The sequence below is a fragment of the Micromonospora lacuserhaii genome, assembly GCF_036902735.1.
Lineage (GTDB): Bacteria > Actinomycetota > Actinomycetes > Mycobacteriales > Micromonosporaceae > Micromonospora.
This window is the reverse complement of the sequence record NZ_JBAKHO010000013.1, coordinates 24,607-45,344: the sequence shown is the minus strand read 5'-3', so window position 1 is coordinate 45,344 and position 20,738 is coordinate 24,607. Positions and strand designations below refer to the sequence as shown.

The 20,738-nt window shown below is 72.7% G+C and carries 19 protein-coding genes; 12 read left to right on the top strand and 7 right to left on the bottom strand.

Annotated elements, in window-relative coordinates; genetic code table 11:
- Nucleotides 1-153 precede the first annotated feature (153 nt).
- On the top strand, nt 154-558 hold the full coding sequence (locus V6U81_RS11875; protein WP_334487992.1) for a hypothetical protein: 405 nt from the start codon (nt 154-156) through the stop codon (nt 556-558).
- A gap of 153 nt (nt 559-711) precedes the next feature.
- Here the strand turns inward: V6U81_RS11875 and V6U81_RS11870 are convergent, their stop codons facing one another.
- The gene (locus V6U81_RS11870) at nt 712-1,482 is read right to left on the bottom strand and encodes a D-Ala-D-Ala carboxypeptidase family metallohydrolase (RefSeq protein ID WP_334487990.1); all 771 of its coding nucleotides are present in this window, start codon (nt 1,480-1,482) and stop codon (nt 712-714) included.
- Between the two features lie 314 nt (nt 1,483-1,796).
- On the opposite strand from V6U81_RS11870, the gene V6U81_RS11865 reads away from it, so the two are divergent.
- Together V6U81_RS11865 and V6U81_RS11860 are read left to right on the top strand one after the other, a co-directional pair.
- Nucleotides 1,797-2,441: a DUF6642 family protein gene (locus tag V6U81_RS11865; RefSeq protein ID WP_334487988.1), complete on the top strand. Its 645-nt coding sequence runs from the start codon at nt 1,797-1,799 to the stop codon at nt 2,439-2,441.
- A 55-nt stretch (nt 2,442-2,496) separates the two neighbouring features.
- Nucleotides 2,497-2,961 carry a PPOX class F420-dependent oxidoreductase gene (locus V6U81_RS11860; RefSeq protein WP_334487986.1) on the top strand — a complete coding sequence of 155 codons (465 nt, stop codon included), beginning with the start codon at nt 2,497-2,499 and terminating at the stop codon, nt 2,959-2,961.
- Between the two features lie 3 nt (nt 2,962-2,964).
- On the opposite strand, the gene V6U81_RS11855 is transcribed toward V6U81_RS11860, so the two are convergent.
- Nucleotides 2,965-3,606, bottom strand: coding sequence for an NAD(P)-dependent oxidoreductase (locus V6U81_RS11855; RefSeq protein ID WP_334487982.1), 642 nt, complete (start codon nt 3,604-3,606; stop codon nt 2,965-2,967).
- Between the two features lie 126 nt (nt 3,607-3,732).
- Nucleotides 3,733-4,965, bottom strand: a complete 1,233-nt coding sequence (locus tag V6U81_RS11850; RefSeq protein ID WP_334487980.1) for a serine hydrolase domain-containing protein — start codon at nt 4,963-4,965, stop codon at nt 3,733-3,735.
- 78 nt (nt 4,966-5,043) lie between these two features.
- Here V6U81_RS11850 and V6U81_RS11845 point away from each other — a divergent pair, with 78 nt between their 5' ends.
- From V6U81_RS11845 to V6U81_RS11830, 4 genes are all read left to right on the top strand, one after another.
- Nucleotides 5,044-5,637: a pentapeptide repeat-containing protein gene (locus V6U81_RS11845; protein WP_334487978.1), complete on the top strand. Its 594-nt coding sequence runs from the start codon at nt 5,044-5,046 to the stop codon at nt 5,635-5,637.
- A 163-nt stretch (nt 5,638-5,800) separates the two neighbouring features.
- Nucleotides 5,801-6,691: a hypothetical protein gene (locus V6U81_RS11840; protein ID WP_334487975.1), complete on the top strand. Its 891-nt coding sequence runs from the start codon at nt 5,801-5,803 to the stop codon at nt 6,689-6,691.
- A 76-nt stretch (nt 6,692-6,767) separates the two neighbouring features.
- Nucleotides 6,768-7,205 (top strand): nitroreductase family deazaflavin-dependent oxidoreductase, encoded by a 438-nt coding sequence (locus V6U81_RS11835; protein WP_334487973.1) that lies wholly within the window; start codon nt 6,768-6,770, stop codon nt 7,203-7,205.
- A gap of 98 nt (nt 7,206-7,303) precedes the next feature.
- Entirely contained in the window at nt 7,304-7,645 is a 342-nt protein-coding gene (locus V6U81_RS11830; protein ID WP_334487971.1) for a DUF1330 domain-containing protein, read from the top strand.
- A gap of 53 nt (nt 7,646-7,698) precedes the next feature.
- On the opposite strand, the gene dacB is transcribed toward V6U81_RS11830, so the two are convergent.
- On the bottom strand, nt 7,699-9,282 hold the full coding sequence (gene dacB / locus V6U81_RS11825) for a D-alanyl-D-alanine carboxypeptidase/D-alanyl-D-alanine endopeptidase (protein ID WP_334487969.1): 1,584 nt from the start codon (nt 9,280-9,282) through the stop codon (nt 7,699-7,701).
- 386 nt (nt 9,283-9,668) lie between these two features.
- Between dacB and V6U81_RS11820 the strand changes: the two genes are divergently transcribed.
- On the top strand, nt 9,669-9,950 hold the full coding sequence (locus V6U81_RS11820; RefSeq protein ID WP_334487967.1) for a HesB/IscA family protein: 282 nt from the start codon (nt 9,669-9,671) through the stop codon (nt 9,948-9,950).
- Nucleotide 9,951: 1 nt separating this feature from the next.
- On the opposite strand, the gene V6U81_RS11815 is transcribed toward V6U81_RS11820, so the two are convergent.
- Entirely contained in the window at nt 9,952-11,022 is a 1,071-nt protein-coding gene (locus V6U81_RS11815; protein ID WP_334487964.1) for a beta family protein, read from the bottom strand.
- Nucleotides 11,023-11,537: 515 nt separating this feature from the next.
- On the opposite strand from V6U81_RS11815, the gene V6U81_RS11810 reads away from it, so the two are divergent.
- Entirely contained in the window at nt 11,538-11,930 is a 393-nt protein-coding gene (locus tag V6U81_RS11810) for a cupin domain-containing protein (RefSeq protein WP_334487962.1), read from the top strand.
- 49 nt (nt 11,931-11,979) lie between these two features.
- Nucleotides 11,980-13,764, top strand: coding sequence for a glycoside hydrolase family 15 protein (locus tag V6U81_RS11805; protein WP_334487960.1), 1,785 nt, complete (start codon nt 11,980-11,982; stop codon nt 13,762-13,764).
- A gap of 60 nt (nt 13,765-13,824) precedes the next feature.
- On the opposite strand, the gene V6U81_RS11800 is transcribed toward V6U81_RS11805, so the two are convergent.
- Both V6U81_RS11800 and V6U81_RS11795 read right to left on the bottom strand, forming a co-directional pair.
- Nucleotides 13,825-15,012 carry a threonine synthase gene (locus V6U81_RS11800; protein WP_334487958.1) on the bottom strand — a complete coding sequence of 396 codons (1,188 nt, stop codon included), beginning with the start codon at nt 15,010-15,012 and terminating at the stop codon, nt 13,825-13,827.
- 14 nt (nt 15,013-15,026) lie between these two features.
- Nucleotides 15,027-16,073, bottom strand: a complete 1,047-nt coding sequence (locus V6U81_RS11795; protein ID WP_334487956.1) for a DNA polymerase ligase N-terminal domain-containing protein — start codon at nt 16,071-16,073, stop codon at nt 15,027-15,029.
- Nucleotides 16,074-16,159: 86 nt separating this feature from the next.
- Between V6U81_RS11795 and V6U81_RS11790 the strand changes: the two genes are divergently transcribed.
- Both V6U81_RS11790 and V6U81_RS11785 read left to right on the top strand, forming a co-directional pair.
- Nucleotides 16,160-16,942, top strand: coding sequence for an aldo/keto reductase (locus V6U81_RS11790; protein ID WP_334487954.1), 783 nt, complete (start codon nt 16,160-16,162; stop codon nt 16,940-16,942).
- Nucleotides 16,943-17,600: 658 nt separating this feature from the next.
- Complete coding sequence (locus V6U81_RS11785) at nt 17,601-20,735, top strand: hypothetical protein (RefSeq protein WP_334487951.1); 3,135 nt, start codon at nt 17,601-17,603, stop codon at nt 20,733-20,735.
- Nucleotides 20,736-20,738 lie beyond the last annotated feature (3 nt).

Below are 20,738 nucleotides of genomic sequence, written 5' to 3'. Positions count from 1 at the left end.
GGGATTGAACTTCTGCCGGTCACGGTCCGTACCAATGCTTGAGGATGCGCTGCGGCGATTCCGCCGCTGACGCTGCCGAGCTGCGGGAGGCCTACCGTGCGAGTTGGTGAGCAGTCGACGGATCCCATCGATCAGATTCTTGGCGAGGTGCCGGTGCCGGCGCCATTGACGCCCGAGGACGTCCGGCTCGCGGTCCGGGCGGTGGTGGTGCACGCAGCCGAGGAGTGGCCCAACGGGCCGCTGTGCCGCAACGACGGCGCGACGTACCCGTGCCGGCTGCACCGCTGGGGCCGGCGGGTGCTCGAGACGCATGGGCTCAACGAGCGCCAGATCGACGCGCTGGTCCGGCACGGCAACCCGTTCGTGCACGTGCCGTTCCCCTTCACGTACACCAGCGCCGCGGCCCCGGCGCGGACCGACCGGCCCACCGTCTATCCGACCCGCGGCCAGACCGGCCGGGTCGCCGCACCGGGGATCCGGCCCGCCATCCGGCCCGGCGGTCCCGGACGGCCGGTGGCGCCCCCCGCCACCGCGCCGCGCTGGCCCCGGGCGAGCTGAGCGGAGGTACGACCGCCGGCGTCGCCCGGGTGCCGTCGACCCGGCCGGCGTCGACGCGGCGGTTGCCCGGGGCGGCGCGACGCCGGCCCGGCCCCGGGATTCCCCTCCCCGGGCCGGGCCGGCGCCGACGCGCCCCGGTTCACCCGCCGGAGGTCACCAGCAGTCCGGGGCGGACCAGCTGGTCCGGTTCGCAATGCCGTCGTAGTTGTTCTCCCGCCGGGAGTCCACGTGCACGTGGGTGTCGTGGCCGGGGTAGCCCGGGCCGTAGATGCCGCTGAACCCGTGGCTGCGCGCGCTGCTGGCGATCTGGCACAGCGACCGCGACCGGGAGGTCACGTCGGCGGCGGTGCCGTAGAGGTGCTGGCTGTTCGACGCGCCGCCGACCTGCCGGTTGCAGGCCGAGCTGCGGAAGCCGCTGTTGACGTAGAGCGGCCGGTCGCCCAGCCCGCGCCGGAGCGCCTCCAGCTTCCACATCGTGCGTACCGCGTTGGCCTTCGTCTGGCTCGCCGTGAGCGGGCCCCCGCTCCACCCGCCCTGGCCGCAGCCGCCGTCCAGCTCGCCGTAGCTGAAGTGCGCCGGCGTGCAGTCGTTGTCCTGGAGCTGGTAGAGCTTGTTGAAGGTCTGCGGCCCGGCGACGCCGTCGCCGCTGAGCCCGTACGCGGCCTGGAACCGGCGTACGGCGGCGGCGGTCTCCGGTCCGTAGACCCCGTCGATCCGGACGATCCCGCCGGAGCCGGCCCAGCCGGCGACCCGGATCTGCAACTGGCGGACGTCCGCCCCGGAGCGCCCCTGGTAGAGGTTGCGCTGCCAGGTGTAGCAGCCGTCGGCGTGGGCCGCTGGTGCGGCGACCACCGTGGCGATCGCGGCCCCGGGCAGTGCCAGGGCGAACGCGACGAGTGCCCGTTTCAGGGTGTGTACGCGCACAGAAGTCCTCCCGATAGGAGAGCGATTGGGGTGGAGACCGGGACATCGACCGGGACGTCCCGCGGTTTCCACCCTGACACTTTCGGGACGGGTTGGTGACGATAAAAGAGAATTGTCCTCGCGATCGGCGGTAGCTGGGCATCGGCTGTGAATTGGGGCGAATTGCGAAACGCCCATCCGTGACGGGAAGAACGTCGCCGCGCAGCCGGGCACCAAATTCGTGAAATGGCGACAAAGGGCAGGCCAGGGTCCCGGGGTGTGTCGCTCGGCCGTCCCGTACCGGTAACGTCGGCGCGGGTACGGGGGAGGTGGACGTGGCGCGTGGTGGCGTCTTCTGCGTCGAGGGGCAGTGGCACCGGGATCTCAACGAGCGCGGCTCGGTGCTGCCCACGCTGGAACTCCTCGAACGGCTCGGTCGGATCCGGTTCATCCACAAGGACGCCGCGACCCGTGACGAGCTCTTCTACTTCCTCGACCGCTGGCTGCTCAAGCAGTACGCCGACTACCGCGTCGGGTTCTTCGCCATGCACGGCGAACCGAGCCGGCTCTGCCTCACCGACTGGGATTCGGTGGAACTCGCCGACGTGGCCGAACGGATGGCCGGCCGCTGTGAGGGCCGCCGGCTCTATTTCGGCAGCTGCTCGGTGCTGCGCGCCCCGGACGCCGCGCTGCGCCACTTCCTCGACGTGACCGGAGCGGCCCTGATCTGCGGTTTCACCCGCGAAGTCGACTGGGTGGAATCGGCCGCCTTCGAAACCGTGCTGCTCGACGTGCTCGCCAACGGCCAGCGGCACAACGCCGCCGAGCTGCGGATGGGCTCGGCGCACTGGGCGCCGCTGGCGGCGTACCTCGGCTTCCGGGTGATCTACGCCAACGGCCGCGCCTGGCGGCCGACCGCCCGGCCCCGGGTCCCCGCCCAGACCGACGCCGGCCGGGTCGCGGGCCGGTCGGCCCGGTGAGCGCCGACGCCGCCCGCCGTCCGGCGGCGGCCCGACGGCCTGGTAGAACCGTGGCATGGCACGCAGCATCGCGAGCAACACCCGGGTCGACCGGGACGCCCTGATCGACTTCATCCGGCCCCGGCACAAGGTCCTGCTCATCACCACCCGGGCCGACGGTCGCCCGCAGACCTCACCGGTCTCCTGCGGCGTCGACGCGGCGGGCCGGCTGGTGATCTCCACCTACCCGGAGCGGGCCAAGGTGACCAACATCCGGCGCGATCCGCGGGTCTCCGCCTGCGTGCTCTCCGACGACTGGAACGGTCCCTGGGTGCAGGTCGACGGCACCGCCGAGGTGCTCGACCTGCCGGCGGCGTTGGAGCCGCTGGTGGAGTATTTCCGCAGCATCTCCGGCGAGCACCCCGACTGGGACGAGTACCGAAAAGCGATGACCCGGCAGGGCAAGTCGCTGATCCGGGTCACCGTCGAGCGCTGGGGCCCGATCGCCACCGGCGGCTTCCCGGCCCGGCTGGCGGACTGACCCTCAGTACGCCGCGGTGAAGCGCATGTTCTCGAACCGCGGGTCCTCGATCTCGTCCACGATCGCCACGGCCAGGTCCTCGTAGGTCAGCACCGAGCGCCCCTGGTCGTCGGCGACCGGGTGCTCGGTGCCCGTGCGGTAGCTGCCCGTGCGCTCGCCCGGGTGGAACTCCACCGGCGGCGGCGAGAGGTACGTCCAGGTCACCCCGTCGGCCGAGGAGCGGTAGAGGGCCAGCGCGTCGGCCTGGCCCAGCGCCGAGTCCCGGTACTCGTCGGGGAACTCCGGCTCGTCCAGGAACCGGGTGTTCTTCGCCGTCAGCAGGGTGGCGCCGCCGCCCACGTGGATGATCCGGGGTGGGTTCGGCAGGTCCCGCAGCACCGTCACCAGGTTCTCCGCCGCGTTCCGCCAGAGCGCCCGGTCGCCGCCGCCGATCGCCACCACGATCACGTCGGCGTCCGAGGCCAGCTCCCGTACGCTCCGCGCCGACGTCGCGTCCCCGGTCACCACCTTCACCCCGGTGGGCAGCCAGGTGACCGACTCCGGGCGGCGGACCGCCGCGGTGACCCGGTGCCCCCGACCGGCCGCCTCGGCGACGATCCGCGCGCCCGCGGTGCCGCCGGCGCCGTACACCACCACGTTGCTCATGCCGGCACTCCGCCGCGCTCCGTGCCGCCAGCAGGCACCACCGCGCTGAGCCTGACGATTCGCTCGCTGCCCTCGCTCATGCCGTCCAGGCTATGGACCGGCCGCGCCGCCCGTCGCCGGAACGGCTCAGTCGATCAGGGCCGAGTAGACCAGCTGCCGCAGCTGGGTGCGGAGCGGGTAGGTGCTCGACGGCATGAGCTGGGTGAACAGCAGCGCGGTGACCTCCTCCACCGGGTCCACCCAGAAGGCGGTGGAAGCCAGGCCGCCCCAGTAGAACTCGCCGACGCTGCTCGGCACCCGGGCCGGCACCGGGTCCTGCACGACGGCGAAGCCCAGGCCGAAGCCGATGCCGTCGAGCACGGTCTCGGCGAACCCCTCCGGGTGGAACGAGGCCAGGTCGCCGCCGCCGGGCAGGTGGTTGCGGGTCATGAAGCGCACCGTGCGGGGGGAGAGCAGGCGGACGCCGCCCAGCTCGCCGCCGCGCAGCAGCAGCTGGGTGAACAGGTGGTAGTCGGCCGCCGTGGAGACCAGCCCACCCCCGCCGGAGAACCAGCCCGGTCGGGCCAGCGCGGCGGCCCCGATCCGGTCGGCGCGAACCGCCTGGCCGGTGGCCGGGTGCGGGGTGTAGAGGGCGGCCAGCCGCTTGGCGTCCGGCTCGTCGACCCACCAGCGGGTGTCGATCATCCCCAGCGGGGTGAAAATCCGCTCGGTGAAGAACTCGTCGAGGCTCTGCCCGGAGACCACCTCGACCAGCCGGCCCAGCACGTCGGTGGAGACGCCGTAGCTCCAGCCGGTGCCGGGCTGGAACAGCAGCGGCAGCTTCGCCAGCCCGGCGGAGGCGCCCGCCAGGTCCAACCCCGGGGGTACGCCGAGGTCGTAGCCGGCGGCCCGGTAGAGCGCGTCGACCACCGAGGTCTGCGCGAAGCCGTACGTCAGGCCGGAGGTGTGGGTGAGCAGGTGCCAGACCCGGATCGGCTCGACCGCCGGCACCGTGTACGGCTTGAGGGCCGAGCCTTTGTCGAAGACCCGCACGTCGGCGTACTCCGGCAGCCAGCGGCTGATCGGGTCGGTCAGCTCGAACCGGCCCTCCTCCCAGAGCATCATCGCCGCGACGGTGGTGATCGGCTTGGTCATCGAGTAGATGCGCCAGAGCGTGTCCTGTTCCACCGGCGCGCCGGCCTCGACGTCGCGCAGCCCGTACGTCGAGGAGTGCGCGATCTCGCCGCGCCGGGTGACCACCACCTGCCAGCCGGCCAGCCGTCCGTCGTCGACGTAACGGCCGAAGTGTGCGTCGATCCGCGCCAGTCGGGCGGGGTCGAAGCCGATCAGGTCCGGGTCGGTGCTGCGTGCCACGCTCACGCCGCCGAACCTACTAGCCGGTATGCCAGGGCGGAAGGGTGGTCGGCCACCGTCGGTGGAGGCACATAGTGTGGGCCGATGCCGGAGACCATCGAGGATGTCACGTTCCGCCACGACGACTGGTACGCGGAGGAGCTGGTCGACCGGCACTTCGTGAACTGCGTCTTCCACGACGTGGACCTCACCGAGGCGACCAGCCGGGGCGCCTCCTTCACCGGGTGCACCTTCGGCACGGTGCGGTTCAACGCGTCCCGGCACGTCGACTCGGCCTTCACCCGCTGCGTGTTCAAGCGGTGCAACTTCTTCGAGGCCGAGTTCACCGGCTGCAAGCTGGTCGGCAGCACCTTCGCCCAGTGCGAGTTGCGACCCCTGCGGGTCGAGGGCGGCGACTGGTCCTTCGTCGCGCTGCCCGGCGCCGACCTGCGTCGAGTGAGCTTCACCGATGTGCGGATGCGCGAGACGGACCTGACCGGCGCGAACCTGACCGGCGCGACGGTGACCCGGGTCGACCTCTCCGGGGCCCAGCTGCACGCGGTCCGGCTGACCCGGGCCGACCTGCGGGGCAGCGACCTGACCGCGCTGGACCCGACGACGGTGGAGCGGGCCGGCGCGCGGATCGACGCCGAGCAGGCCGTCGTGCTGGCCCAGGCGCTCGGCTTCGAGCTCGGCTGACCTAACTGAACGGAAACCTTCCATCACTACCGCTTGGTAACGAACTGGAAACGCCCACCCGCTCGCATATGGCGCATCCCGCCGCACGATGGAAACGTGAAACCGCTCACGCCCGCGACCCCGACTCCCCCGCGGTCCCGGCGTAGAGCGGGGGAGTGACATCGTGACGGACGACGGGATCGTGCGGATCGGGCCGGGTCCGAGCCGCAGGGCGGCGCGCCGGGTGGCCCGCTCGCGGCAGCGGCGGCGCTGGGCCCTGGGCGGGGCCGCCGCCCTGGGCTGCCTGGTCGGGCTGGCGGCGTACGTCGGGTCCGGCCCGCAGGCCCCGCCGCCCGACGCGGACGTGCTGCCGGCCGGCCTGCCCACGCCGGTGTCGACACCGACCGCGGTGGGCCAGCCGACCGAGGCGGGTTTCGCCTCGCCGGGGCTGCGGCCCCGGGAGCGCACACCCTCGCCCACCGCCACCCCGTCGCCCGTCTCGCCGTCGGCTACCCCCAGCCCCACGCCTGCCACTGCGACCCTCGAGGTCGGCGTCGCCGACGTGCCGGCGGTGGTCGACCTGACCGGGCTCGGCGGCCGGGACTGGGTGCACTGGGGACTGCGCGGCACCGACCAGGTGGTCCGCAAGCGGGGCGGCACCGGTGAGATCCGGGACGAGGGCGGCCGGGGCGAGCGCGGCAGCTACGACACCAACCCCGAGTTCTTCCGCTGGCACGACGGCACCCCGGACGAGACGGTCGAGGGGACGGCCACCGGCGTGCACGTCTGCGGCGTGGGCAACGGCTTCGCCCTCTCGGTCGCCGGCAGCGGGCAGGACCGGACGGTCGACCTCTTCACCGGGGTCTGGATGGCCCGCGGCCGGCTGGACGTCCGGCTCTCCACCGGCGGGCCGACCCGCAGCCTGCGACTGGAGGACCCGCACACCACCCACACCGCCCGGTTCGTCATCCGGTTCCGCGCCCAGCCGGGGGCGAAGCTGCTGGTCAACTGGACGGTCGAGGAGATCTTCGGCGGCTGCGGCAACGTCGACCTCTCCGCGGCCGCGCTGCGCTGACAGTTCGCCCGGTCGCCGACACCCCGCCGGAGTAGCGTGGGCGCGACGGTGCCCCACGATCGCGGGAGGTAGGCGGATGTCGACGAGCGAGCAGGTGCTGGACAGCCCCGAGGGTTGGGTGGCCGACCACATCCGCCGGTACGTCGAGACCGACGGCGCCGAGGGGCACGAGTGGCGTCCCGGCGTCTTCACGCTGCTGCTCACCACCCGGGGCCGCAAGAGCGGCAAGCTGCGCCGGACCGCGCTGATCTACGGCCGGGACGGCGACGACTACCTGGTGGTCGCCTCGCAGGGCGGCGCGCCGCAGCACCCCGCCTGGTATCTCAACCTGCTCGCCCACCCCGAGGTCGAGGTGCAGGTGGGCGCGGAGAGGTTCACCGCCCGCGCCCGTACCGCCGGGCCGGAGGAGAAGCCCCGGATGTGGCAGACGATGATCGCCGCCTGGCCGGCGTACGACGAGTACCAGACCAAGACCGACCGGGAGATCCCGGTGGTGGTGCTGGAACGGGGCTGACCCCTACCCGGCAGGTAATCGACGCGCGTCGGCGGTCGGCGCAGACTCTTCCCCAGCGGCCCGCACGCGACGGGCCGGCCGACCACAGGGGAGGACCCGTGCCCGCCTTCGCGCTCGCCCACCTGCGTACCCCGCAGATCAATGAGGACGTGCTGGAGTACATCGAGCGGATCCAGTCCACGTTGGACCCGTACCAGGGACGGTTCCGGGTGCACGGGGCCGAGGTCGAGGTCATCGAGGGGGAGTGGCCCGGCACCGTGGTGATCGTCGAGTTCCCCGACGTGGAGAGCGCCCGCGCCTGGTACGCCTCCCCGGCGTACCAGGAGATCCTGCCCCTGCGCACCCGGCACATCGAGGGTTCGACGCTGATCGTCCAGGGGGTCGGGCCGGACTACGACGCCGGCCGCACCGCCGCCCGGCTGCGCGAGGCCATCGGCTGACCGGACGCGCCGGCCCCCGCGTCCCCCCGTGGGACGCGGGGGCCGGCGCGGTCTCAGCAGACGATCGGCTTCACCCAGGAGCACTCGACGCCCTCCGGGACGCGCGGCGTCTCCGGCGCGGCCGGCGGCGCCAGCCGCGCGGTGGTCACGCTCTTCTCGGTGTACGAGGCCAACGCGATCGCGATCTGGTCCTCCAGCCCCTTCACCGAGGAGGCCAGGTAGTTGTTCAGCACGATGGAGAAGGCGAGCACCCGGCCGTCGGCGTCGGTGACGTAGCCGGAGAGCCCGGACACCCCGGTCAGGCTGCCGGTCTTGGCGTGCACGTTGTTCGCCGCCGGGGTGCCGCGCATCCGGCTGCGCAGCGTCCCGCCGACGAAGCGCTCGGCGTTGCCGGCGATGGGCAGGGCCGCGTACCAGGTGTCGAACCAGGGTTCCTGGCGGACCGCGGCGAGCAGGGCGGTGAACTCGCCCGGCGGGATCAGGTTGCGCCGGGACAGCCCGGAGCCGTCGCGCTGGCGCAGCCGGCCGGTGTCCATCCCGGCGTTCGCGACGTACTGGCTGATCGCGGTGAGCCCGGCCGTCCAGGTGCCGGAGCCGGAGATGACCCGGCCGATCTCCTTGGTCAGCACCTCGGCGTGGCCGTTGTTGGAGAGCTTGAGGAACGGCACCATCAGCTCGGCGAGGGTCATCGAGTCGTGCCGGGCCACCGTGGCGGCGCCCTCCGGGGTGGCCTCGCCGAGCACCGTACGGCCCAGCACCCGGACCCCGTGCCGGCGCAGCGCGGCACGGAAGATGTCGGCGGCGTACCCGGCCGGCTCCCAGACGGTCATCCAGTCGCTGGACGGCTCGTCGCCCAGCGCGATCTGCCCGGTGACCACGACGGTGTTGCCGCCGTGCTGCCGTTCGAAGGAGATGGTGGTTCTGCCCTCGGCGACCGTCTCGGCCCGGTTGTCGATCCGGACGTAGCCGTTGGGCGGGGTCATGGTGACCACCGGCGGCGCGCCCGCGGTGCTGGCCGGGGCGGCGTGCACGATCACGTTGCCGGCGTCGTAGTCGGTGTCCGGCGCCACGGTCAGCGCGGAGACCTGTGCGGCGTAGTAGTACGACTCGTCGTCCCAGGTCCAGTCCGGACCGAGCCGGGTGCGGTCGTACCGGGTGTCGTCGGCGACCAGGTTGCCGGTCACCACCCGTACGCCGTCCGCGGCGACCTGGGCGGCGAGCGTGTCGTAGTCGGCGGCGAGCATCGTCGGGTCACCGCCACCACGCAGGTAGAGGTCACCGGAGACCAGGCCGGCCCGGCGGGTGCCGCCGGTGTGCACGTCGGTGGTGAACCGGTGGCCCGGGCCGAGCAGTTCCAGCGCAGCGGTCGAGGTGAGCAGCTTGGTGTTGGAGGCGGGCACCAGGCGGCGGTCGCCGTTGCGGTCGTAGAGGGTCTCACCGGTGGCGGTGTCCATGACGACCACGCCGGCCTGCGCCCCGTCGAGCCGGGCGTCGGCGAGGATCGCGTCGATGGTGGCGTGCAGCCGGGTCGCGGCCGGGGTCGGCGACTCGGCGGTGGCGGGGAGCGCGCCGGCGGCGGCCGCGGTGGCGACCATCGTGACCAGCGCGACCGTCCGGGAAAAGAGACGACGATGCATGCGTCGACGCTGTCACGGAGATTTCCGCCAGACAAGACTCTGGAGCGAAGGTTTTTTCCGCGAGCCGTGGTCTGGCCAGGATCGACGACCACAGCGGAGCCCGTCGGCACCAGCGGCACCACGGGCCACCCGGGGTGCCGAGCGGCATCGTCCACGCCTCCAGCGTATGGACGATCACGACGCTGAGAAGCGGAAATGGCGAAGGCGGCCGCCGGTGTCGACCGATCCCGCTCTATTTGACGGACGCCTCCACAGGGGGCACCGTGGGTGATGAGGGCGGTACCAGGCGCCCGGATTCGCCCGGCGATGACCGATTCGCCGTCAGGCGCGCGCCGTCGACATGAGCGCGACGTCCCGATCCCGAGAAATCCACGAGGAGTTCCGCCATGCTCACCATGACCGACAACGCCGTGCTCGTGATCCGCGACCTCGCCGTCCAGCAGGACGTCGCCGAGGACGGCGGGCTGCGCATCGCGGCCGACACCGACGCCGGTTCGCTCACCATCGAACTGGTGCCCGAGCCGACGCAGGGCGACCAGGTGGTCGACGCCCAGGGCGCGCGCATCTTCCTCGACCCCGACGCGGCGGAGCTGCTCAACGACACCTCCGTCGACGCGGTCGTCGACGACGAGGGCGTGGTGCAGTTCGGCTTCACCGAGAAGGAGTGACTCAGCCGGCCCGCCGGGTCTCCCCGCCCCGGTGCGGCCGCGCGGGTCGCCCGCGCTCGGGGCCCTCCGGCCACGACCCGCGCCCCGGGTCGTGCGCCGTACGCCTCAGCGTTCCCAGCACGTACGCCAGGTGGTGGGAGGTGCTCCACGCCGTCCAGTTCGTCGGGGAGCCGACGCCGGCCGCCCGTCGGGCCCGGCGCAGCAGCTCGTGGTCGCCCCAGGAGAAGCCCGCCCCGTCCGACGGCCAGTACGGCGCGGCGACCAGCGTGCGGCACAGGTCGGCGAAGCGCTCGTCGCCCCGGCCGCCCCGACGCGACCAGCGATAGACCCACCAGGCGCCGTCGGCCGTGTACCGCACGGTGGGCAGCCGGTCGCCCGGCGGATCACCGCCGGGCACGGCCGGGGCGACGCCGTAGTCGCCGTACCCGACGCCCAGCTCCGCCAGGCGTCGCCAGAGCAGCCAGTCCCAGCGGTCCAGGCGTACCGGCTCGTCGGTGGGGAGCCGGGACACCGCCGGTGGCATCCCACCGGCCGCCACGGTGACCGTGCGCCAGCTGTGCCGGCGCGCCCAGTCCACCAGCCGCCGCAGCCGGGGCTCGGCGACCCGCAGGTCCGCCGGGCAGCACACGTCCGCGGCGTCGACGATCAGGTCGCACTGCTCCGGCACCAGCCGGGCGTACCGCCAGATCCGCTCCACCGCCGTGGTGGTCGCGTGCGGACCCGCCCGGTCCTGGCCGGCCCGCAGCCGGACCACCGCCCGCCCGGCGTACGCCCGCGCCGCCGTCCCGTGCGCCGCCAGCCGCTCGTCGCTGTCGGCCAGCCCGATCACCGGCACCACCGGTACGCCCCACCGGGCCAGCTCCGTCTCGGCCGCGTCGGGCAGGGCGGAAACGTCCACAGCCGGCAGCAGCCCGGCCGGTAGCCGGCCCAGTAGGTCGACCATGCCGGCGTCGACGACTGCGACGTCGAGCACCGGAGCGAGCAACGGGGCCGTGGCACTGTCGAGGTGACCCAGCGCCTCCAGCTCGCCCCGACGGCAGGCGAGGATGGGGCGGTAGACCGGTCCCGCCACCCGACCCCCGTGGGTGGGCGCCATACTTCAATCTAGCCAGACATTCGTCACCGTCACAGGGTCGAACGGCCCCCACGGCCCGCGAACGGTGCTGGGGAGCCGATTCGCCCGCTTTCACCCGTCTGTCGGGGCCTGGGCGGCATTGACAGGGGTCGACGGCGGTGGTGTCGGCCGCCGGGTACGTCGGCACCATCGGGTTGGCCGGCAGCGCCGGCGGCAGCGCCGCGGACCGACCGTTCCACCTGGCGGTGCTGGCCTGAGGGGCCCGACCGTACCCGGACACGAGCGCACGGCGCCGCTCGACCATGGGTCGTCACGTCGCCGCGCTCCGGCCGTCTCCCACCACCGCAGCCATACCGGCGGTACGCCAGCGGGGACCTGGCTCAACCGGCGTTGTGGTGCCGGTTGGAGTACTCGATCCCCGTTCCCACCGGGGCCAAACCTCCACCCGGTGGGGAATTCCACCATCTGCCAGTCCCGGCGTGATCCGGGCCCACGACGGGTATGAGCGCGCCATGGAGCATTTCACGATCGCGACCGTGGCCCAGAAGAGTCCGGACTTCCGCCGGGTGCTCTGGACCGGCGAGAAGACCCAACTGGTGATCATGACCATTCCGCCGGGCGGCGAGATCGGTGAGGAGGTCCACGAGGGCATCGACCAGATCCTGACCTTCGTGAGCGGCACCGGTGAGGCGCGGGTGGCCGGCGAGAAGAAGGAGGTCGCCCAGGGCGACCTGGTGGTCGTGCCCGCGGGGACGAAGCACAACTTCGTCAACACCGGGCCGAACCCGCTGGTGCTCTACACCGTCTACGGGCCGCCGGAGCACGCCGACCAGGTGGTGCACCGCACCAAGGAGGAAGCCGACGCGGCGGAGGCGGCCGGCGAGGACGAGCCCCCGACGTCCTGACCCGGGAGCGGCCCGGTCTGATCCGGGCCGCGCCGGGTACCCGGAGCCGGTGGACCAGCCGGCGATCTCCGACTACGCGTTCCTCTCCGACAGCCGCTCCGGCGCGCTGGTCGGGCGGGACGGCGGGATCGACTGGTGGTGCCCGGACCGCTTCGACGCGCCGTCGGTCTTCGGCCGGCTGCTCGACCCGGACGCCGGCCAGTGGCGGCTCGCCCCGCTGGGCCCGGCCCGGGTCGAGCGGTCGTACCTGCCGGACACGCTGGTGCTGCGCACCGTCCACCACACTCCCGAGGGGAGCGTCGCGGTCACCGACGCGCTCGCCGCCGAACTGGGCGCCCGGGGGCACGAGTTGGGCATGAACTCGCCGGCGGTGCTGCTGCGGCTGGTGGAAGGGCTGAGCGGGCGGGTCCGGGTCGGTCTGGACTTCGCGCCCCGCCCCGAGTACGGCCTGCTCACGCCGTACCTGCACGAGCAGCCGGAGGGGGCGGTGCTGGCGGCGGCCGGCCCGGTCACGCTGACCCTGCGCAGCACCGGGCTGACCCTGCGGGCCGGGCGTGACCGGGTCCGGCACGAGTTCGAGGTGGAGGCCGGGGAGCGGGTCGGCTTCGACCTGGCGTACGCGCCCGCCTACGGCGCCCCGCCGGTCCGGATGGACCCGTTCGTCGCCGTCGCCGAAACCGTTCAGGCGTGGGAGGCGTACCGGGAGGCCCACCGGTACGACGGCGAGTTCGCCGCCGAGGTCCGGCACAGCGCGACCGTCCTCACCGGCCTGACGTACGCGCGCAGCGGCGCGGTCGCCGCGGCGCTGACCACCTCGCTGCCGGAGCGGATGGGCGGAGACCGGAACTACGACTACCGCTACTCCTGGCTGCGCGACTTCTCGATGACCATGCGCGCGCTCTGGGTGGCGGCCTGCCCCGACGAGGCCGACCGGCTCTTCGCCTGGGCGGCCCGGTCGATCGGGCGGATCGGCGACCAGCCGGTGCCGGTGCTGTTCGGGCTGGAGGGGGAGCGCGACCTCTCCGAGCACGAGTGCGTCCACCTGCGCGGGTACGCCGGCAGCCGGCCGGTGCGGATCGGCAACGACGCCTGGCGGCAGCGGCAGCTCGACGTGCCCGGCGAGGTGATCTCGGCGGTCTGGCGGCTGCACGACTACCTGGGCGACACCTTCGCCGAGGAGCTCCGGGAGATGGTGGTCGGGCTGGCCGAGCAGGTGGCCACGACGTGGCGGCTACCGGACCGGGGGATGTGGGAGACCCGGGACACCGAGCGGCACTACCTGTCGTCCAAGGTGCTCTGCTGGGTGGCGCTGAACCGGGCGGTGCAGCTGGCGCCCCGGCTCGGGGAGCACGCCGACGTGCCGCGCTGGGCGGCGATCCGGGACGAGATCCGCGAGACCGTGCTGCGGGAGGGCTGGAACGAGCGGATCGGCGCGTTCACCGGGGCCTTCGGGTCGGCGGAGTTGGACGCCTCGGCGCTGTTCCTGCCGGTGGTGCACTTCCTGCCGGCGACCGATCCCCGGATGCGGTCGACCATCGAGGTGGTGGAGCGGGAGCTGGGTACCGACGAGGGCCTGGTGCGCCGCTGGAACACCGACCCGGCCGGCTTCGTGCTCTGCTCGTTCTGGCTGGTGGAGTGTCTGGTGCTGGCCGGGGAGCGGGAGCGCGCCCGGCGGCTGTTCGAGAAGGTGCTCGGGTACGCCAACGACGTGGGGCTCTTCGCCGAGCAGATCGACCTGGCCACCGGCGTCCAGTTGGGCAACACCCCGCAGGCGCTGTCCCACATCGGATTGATCAACGCGGCCTGGCGGTTGACCGATCCCACCACCGACTGAGCGGCCGGCGGGACCCGGCGACACCACCACCGGCGCCCGGCGGACCGCCCGCGCCGGCCGTCAGATCACCGGTACGCCGGAGACGTCCACCGTCTCCGGGTACTTCAGCCCCGACCCGGTGTTCAGCACGACCACCCGCTCGCCGGCCCGGATCCACCCGCCGGCCCGCAGGTGCCGGGCGGCGGTCAGGCAGGCCGCCCCCTCCGGGCAGAGCAGCAGCCCCTCCCGGGCGGCGAAGTCCCGCAGGTCGGTCAGGATCTCCTCGTCGTCGACCGCGAGCGCCGTCCCACTGCTCTCCCGCAGCGCGTCCAGGATCAGCTCGTCGCCGAGCGGGGACGGCACGGTGATCCCGAAGGCCACGGTGTGGGCGCCCGGCCACGGGGTCGCCCGCGGCTCGCCGGCGGCGAACGCCTGGACGATCGGGGCGCAGCCGGTGGACTGCACCGCCACCAGCCGGGGCAGCTTGTCCTCGATCCAGCCCAGCTCGCGCAGCTCGTGCATGGCCTTGTGGATGCCGATCAGTCCGACCCCGCCGCCGGTGGGATAGATGATCACGTCGGGGACCTGCCAGCCGAGCTGCTCGACGATCTCGTACCCCATGGTCTTCTTGCCCTCGAGCCGGTACGGCTCGCGCAGCGTGCCGGCGTCGAAGACCGCGCCGTCCGAGCCGGCGACCAGCTCCGCCACCCACTTCCCGGCGTCGCTGATCAGCCCGTCCACCAGCCGCAGGTCCGCCCCGGCGGCCAGGCACTCGCGGCGGCAGATGGTCGGCGCGTCCAGCGGCATGGCGATGGTGGCGCCCATCCCGGCCCGGGCCGCGTACGTCGCCCAGGCCGCCCCCGCGTTGCCGTTGGTGGGCATGGCGATCCGCTGCACGCCCAGCTCGCGGGCCCGGCTCACGCCCACCGCCGCGCCGCGCGCCTTGAACGAGCCGGTCGGCATCAGCCCCTCGTCCTTGACGATCAGGTCAGGGATGCCGATCTCCTGCCCGTACGCCGGGGCGCGCAGCAGCGGCGTCCAGCCCTCGCCCAGCGTGGTGACGTGCCGCTCGTCGGCCACCGGCAGCAGCTCGCGGTAGCGCCACAGGTCGGCCGGGCGCAGCCCGAACTGCTCCGGGGTGACCGTGGCGGCCACCGCGGCGAGGTCGTAGCGGGCCAGCAGCGGCGAGCCGCACCCACAGAGGTTGGTCAGCCGGCCGGCGTCGTGCTTGCGGCCGCAGCGCGGACATTCCAGGTGGGTCAGGTTCACGTCGCTCCTCGCCGTCAGCTCACGTCGATGGTCAGCCACCGCCGGCTGGCCCGGCCCGGCTCGTAGACCGAGTCCAACCGCTTGGCGATCACCCCGGGCAGGCCCTGCTGCCGGGCGGTCTCCAGCGCCTCGGCGCCGGTACCGGGAAACCACGGCGGAGTCTGCCAGTGCGGTCCGGCGGGCGCCAGACCGTCGAGCAGCTCACGGCGCTGTGCGTACGGCACGTCGACGCTGGTCACGCCCTCCAGCCAGAGCAGGTCGACGATCAGGAACTGGGCGTCCGGCGCGGCCTTCCCGGCGCGCGCCGGGCGGACCCGGCCGGCGCCGTCGAACCGCACCAGCACGCCGTCCAGCACGGCCTCCGTCGGCGCCAGCGCCTCGGCCAGCTCCCGCAGCCACGGGTACGCCCCGGTCACGTCGGCGTCCTCCGCGTCGCGCAGCCGAAGCCGGCCGCCGGAGACGTACGCCATCGCGCGGACGCCGTCCCAGCGCAGCTCGTACCCCCAGTTGGCCTGGTCCCGGGGGAGCCGGGCGGCCGGGGTGGGGCGCATCGGGCGGACCAGCTCCGGCATGCTCGTCCAGCCGGGCGGGGGTGGGTCGGCGCGCCGGACCATCCAGTCCCGGCCGTCCTTGCCGCCGGTGGCGAAGAGGATGTACCGGCCGCTGGTCCGCTCCCCGTCGAGCACCACGACCACCTCGTCGTCCTGCCACTTCTCGCAGCGGTAGGTGCCCCGGTCGTGGATCGTCATCCGGCCGCCGCCGTACTCGCCGGCCGGGATCTCGCCGTGGAAGTCGAGGTACTGCATCGGGTGGTCCTCGGTGTGCACGGCGAGGTGGTTGCGGCCGGTGTCCCGGGGCAGCCCGCGCGGCACCGCCCAGGAGGCGAGCACCCCCTCGTGCTCCAGCCGCAGGTCCCAGTGCAGCGAGCGGGCGTGGTGCTGCTGGATCACGAACCGCGCCTCGCCGGCCCGGCGGCGCCCGCGCGGCGGCTTCCGCGGTACGGGCTCCGGGGTGCGGGCCGCGTCCCGCTTGCGCCGGTACTCCTCCAGCCGGTCAGCCACACCGGCATTCTCCGGCAATCCGCCCGCCTCCGCCGGTTGCCCGGTTCCGGGGCATGTCGTGGGCGATCACGGGTAGAACGGTCGGTATGGACCACGACCAGCCCACCGTCACGCTCCCCGGCGACGTGCGGATGCCCCTGCTCGGCTTCGGCACCTGGCAGGCCACCGGCCAGGCCGGGCACGACGCCGTGCTGGCCGCCCTGGACGCCGGCTACCGCCACCTCGACACCGCCACGATGTACGGCAACGAGAAGGAGGTGGGCCGGGCGGTCCAGGAGAGCGGGCTGCGCCGGGAGGACGTCTTCGTCACCACCAAGCTGCCCCCGGACCGGGTGGGCCGGGAACGGGAGACGATCGAGGCGAGCCTGCGCAACCTCGACATGGAGTACGTCGACCTGTGGCTGATCCACTGGCCGCCGTCGTCACCGGCGGACAGCATCCCGATGTGGCGGGAGCTGCTCGCCGCCCGGGACGAGAACCTGGTCCGTGCGGTCGGGGTGAGCAACTACAGCACCTCCGAGATCGACGAGCTGATCCAGGCGACCGAGGAGAACCCGGCGGTGAACCAGATCCGCTGGAGCCCGTCGCTCTACGACCGGCAGCGGCACGTCGAGCACCGCGACCGGGGCGTGGTGCTGGAGGGTTACAGCCCGTTCAAGACCAGCGACCTCGCCGACCCGGTGCTGACCCGGATCGCGGCGGCGCACGACGTCTCGCCGGCCCAGGTGGTGCTGCGCTGGCACATCGACCACGAGATCGTCGTCATCCCCAAGTCGGTGACCCCGGAGCGGATTCGCGCCAACTTCGACATCTGGCGCTTTTCGCTGACCGCGGAGGAGATGCGCGACATCGACGCCCTCGGCGGCTGAGTCGCTTATCCACTACCACTGTGGCGTCGCCCCCGCCAAGGTGCCGAAGAGGGGAATGGACTGCGACTGGCGGGGTGCGGTCGAATCCGTTCGGCTGAACCGCAAGACGCCTCGTTGGAACATATGTACTAGCCACGAAGTGAAGGGCGGCACCTGCGTCGATGGCTCTCGGGGCGGCGGGCGGGGCGCCGGTGCCGAATGTGGCGATCCGCGCTGCCGTCGCCCCCCGGCCGCGCCCTGTCCCACCTTCCCCGAGGTGACGTGAGCTGCGGTTCTTTCGAGTGGCTCGCGCTTTCGCGGCCAGTGCCGCGACCGACTGCCGATGCCCTCGTTTCCCGTGGAACCGACCGGCCATTTTTCCGGCTTCGGGCCTGCGCTCATTGCATTGACCCTTATAAATGCGTGCCTGTTCTTGCAGGTCAACCGGCATGTCCCGGCCCAGCCGCTCCGAACTGGGAAGACTCCACAGCGTCACAACGATCGGCGAAAAGTCCGATTCGCGCTGTACGTCCTCACAGTTCGTGACTGCGCTTGTGCGGTGAGCACGGACCTCCCTACAGTCCCGGTGCACCTATAACTGGAGACTCACGGGGGAGGATTCGTGGCAGGTCGTAAGACTGCCACCGTCCGTTCATGTCTTGCGGCAGGCGTTGCCGTAATGACGGCGGTTGCACTGTTCGGCATATCGGGCGAGCCCGCGACGTTCCTGGCCGCAGGCCCGGACGGCGTCGCGGGGGGCGTCGAGAACAACTCCGACGAGGCGGTGTCCCTGCGCAAGGCGCGGGAGACCGGCAAGCCGGTCCAGGTCAAGAGCCTCACCTCGGAGACCACCGAGATCTTCGCGCTGCCCGACGGGCAGTTCCGGGCGGAGCTGTCGCTCGGGGCGAGCCGGGTCCGTCGCGGCGACGACTGGATCCCGGTCGATCTGACCCTGCACCGCGACGGCGAGGGCGCGGTCCGGCCAGCGGCACACCCGTTCGACCTGTCGATCTCCGGCCCGCAGCCGGCCGGCACGCACGAACTGGCGGCCGTCGGCAAGGGCGACGACCGGGTCGCGGTCAACTGGTCCGGCGCGCTGCCGGAGCCGCAGCTGCGCGAGGACCGGGCCACCTACGTCGACGCCCTGCCCGGCGTCGACCTCGTCGTCCGGGCCACCCGGGCCGGCATGGAGACCCTCTTCGTGGTCAAGAGCCGCGACGCCGTGAGCCGGGTGGCGAAGCTGGCCCTGCCGGTGACCGGCCGCAACGTCGCGGACACCCACCGGGGCGTCGGCGGCGACACCGCCATCAAGGACGCCGCCGGCCGCACCATCGCCACGACCCCGGCCCTGCAGATGTGGGACGCCAAGGTCGACGCCCTGGGTCAGCCCGCCAACCGGGTGTCCGTCGCCTCGACCGTCGCCAAGGCCGCCGGAGCGCTTGCCGGCAACGGCTTCGCGCTGACGCTGACGCCGGACGCCAAGTGGCTGAACGACCCGAAGCGGCAGTACCCGATCACCATCGACCCCCAGATCAACCCGCTCTCCACCACCTTCGACACCTACGTGCAGGCCAACGAGAGCGTCGACCGCGGTGGTGAGGGCGACCTCCGCCTCGGCAAGCTCGGTCCCACCGGGCCGATCACCCGGTCCTTCGCCCGCTGGGACACCACCGCCCTGGCCGGCAAGCAGATCAACTCGGCCACCATCTCCCTCTGGAACTGGTGGTCGGTGCAGTGCTCTGCCCGGTCCTGGGAGCTCTGGAGCACCAGCGCCATCTCCGACGGCATCGTGTGGAGCACCCAGCCCGCCTGGAACTACAAGGAGAGCACGAGCACGGCGACCGCCGGCTACGACTCGACCTGCAACGACAACTGGACCGGCATCACCGCCACCACCTTCTTCCAGCGCGCGGCCAACGCCAGCGACATCCGGGCCGACATGGGCATCCGGGCCACCGACGAGACCGACTCGACGGCGTTCAAGCAGTACCGGTCCCGCAACTACTCCGTCACCACGGAGCTGCCGAAGGCCAGCGTCACCTACAACTCGTACCCGGCGGTGACCGCCCGCTCGACGGTGCCGGCCACCAGCTGCGTGACCGGGTCGAGCCGGCCCACCGTCAACACGCTCACCCCGCAGCTCAAGGCCACCGTCTCCGACGCGGACGGGACCGCGTCGACCGTCACCTTCGAGTGGTGGGCGATGAACGCGGAGACCCCGATCGGCTCGGCCGCCTACACCGGCGTCGCCAACGGCGCCACCGCCGCGACCACGGTGCCGGCCGGCGCCTTCGTCGACGGCGGCATCTACCGCTGGCGGGTCAAGACCTCCGACGGGGTCGCCCCCGATTCCTGGTCCTCGTACTGCGAGATGCAGGTCTACACCACCGTCGCGCCGTTGACCGGCTGCGTCGGCGGCGAGACCGACTTCAACGGTGACGGTGTCGAGGACGTCGCCATCGCCGACCCCGAGGCGACCGTCGGCGGCGCGAGCCTGGCCGGTCAGATCCACGTGGCCTACGGCGGCGGCACCACGGTGCACACCCTCCAGGAGGGTGCGGCCAAGGTCCCCGGCGCGCCCGAGGCCAGCGACCGCTTCGGCTCGTCGATCTCGGCGTACGACGCGAACAACGACGGCTGCACCGACCTCGCGGTCGGCGTTCCCTACCAGGACATCACCGGTCAGAGCGACGCCGGGGCGGTCTACGTCCTGCTCGGTTCGCCGGCGGGTCTCGCCCAGGGACCGGCCTCGCTGGTCTACCACCAGGACGCCACCAACGTTCCGGACACGGCGGAGGCCGGCGACTGGTTCGGCTACGCGGTGGCCGGCAGCCGGACCGCCAGCGGCGAGCCGTACCTGGTGATCGGCGCACCCGGGGAGAGCATCTCCACCGGCACGAACACCGGCATCGTCCACTACCTCCGCGGCAACCTGAACCTCGTGCTCAGCCAGGGCAGCGGCATTCCCGGTTCGCCGGAGATCGACGACCGCACCGGCTTCTCGGTGGCGGCCTCCAAGTACCACTGGGCGGTCGGCTCGCCGGGTGAGGCGATCGGCACCGAGATCTTCGCCGGGGCGGTGAACGTCTTCAGCCACAAGCTGACCAACGGGCTGCCCACCCTCTCGGCCGGGCTGACCCAGGACTCGCCCAACGTCTCCAACGTCTCCGAGGCCAACGACACCTTCGGCAAGTCGATCGCGATCGCCCCGTACCGGCCGAACGGCTCGGCCGTGGGCACCCAGGACTCGCTGGTGGTCGTCGGCGTGCCGGGTGAGGACATCACGGTCGCGGCGACGAACACCCTGGAGACGGACGCCGGCCAGGTGCACCGCTTCCACGTCACCGCCACCAACACCTACACCGAACTCGCGGCGATGACCTACGCCTCCGAGGACGGCGACTACTTCGGCGAGAAGGTCGCCGTGGTGAACACCGACCCGGAGAGCGTGGGCACCGACATGTCGATGTTCATCGCGATCGGCGTCCCCGGCGAGGACGCGGGGTCGTCGACCGTCGACTCCGGCCGGGTGCGGGTCTTCCGCGCGCTGACCGACCCGATCGGCACGCCGGTGACGATCGAACGCAACGGCACCAGCCTGCCGGGCAGCTTCCGGAACCAGGAGCTCGTCGGCACCTCGTTCACGGCCACGGGCGAACAGCTCCTGGTCGGTACGCCGTACGGCGACGACGCCGTATACGGCTTCGGCTGGTACAGCCTGGCGGGCGGGTCGGCGACGCCCACGAAGACCTGGCAGCCCGGGCAGAACGGTCTCCCCGCCAGCACGAGCCTGTTCGGGGCGGCGATCAGCTGATGA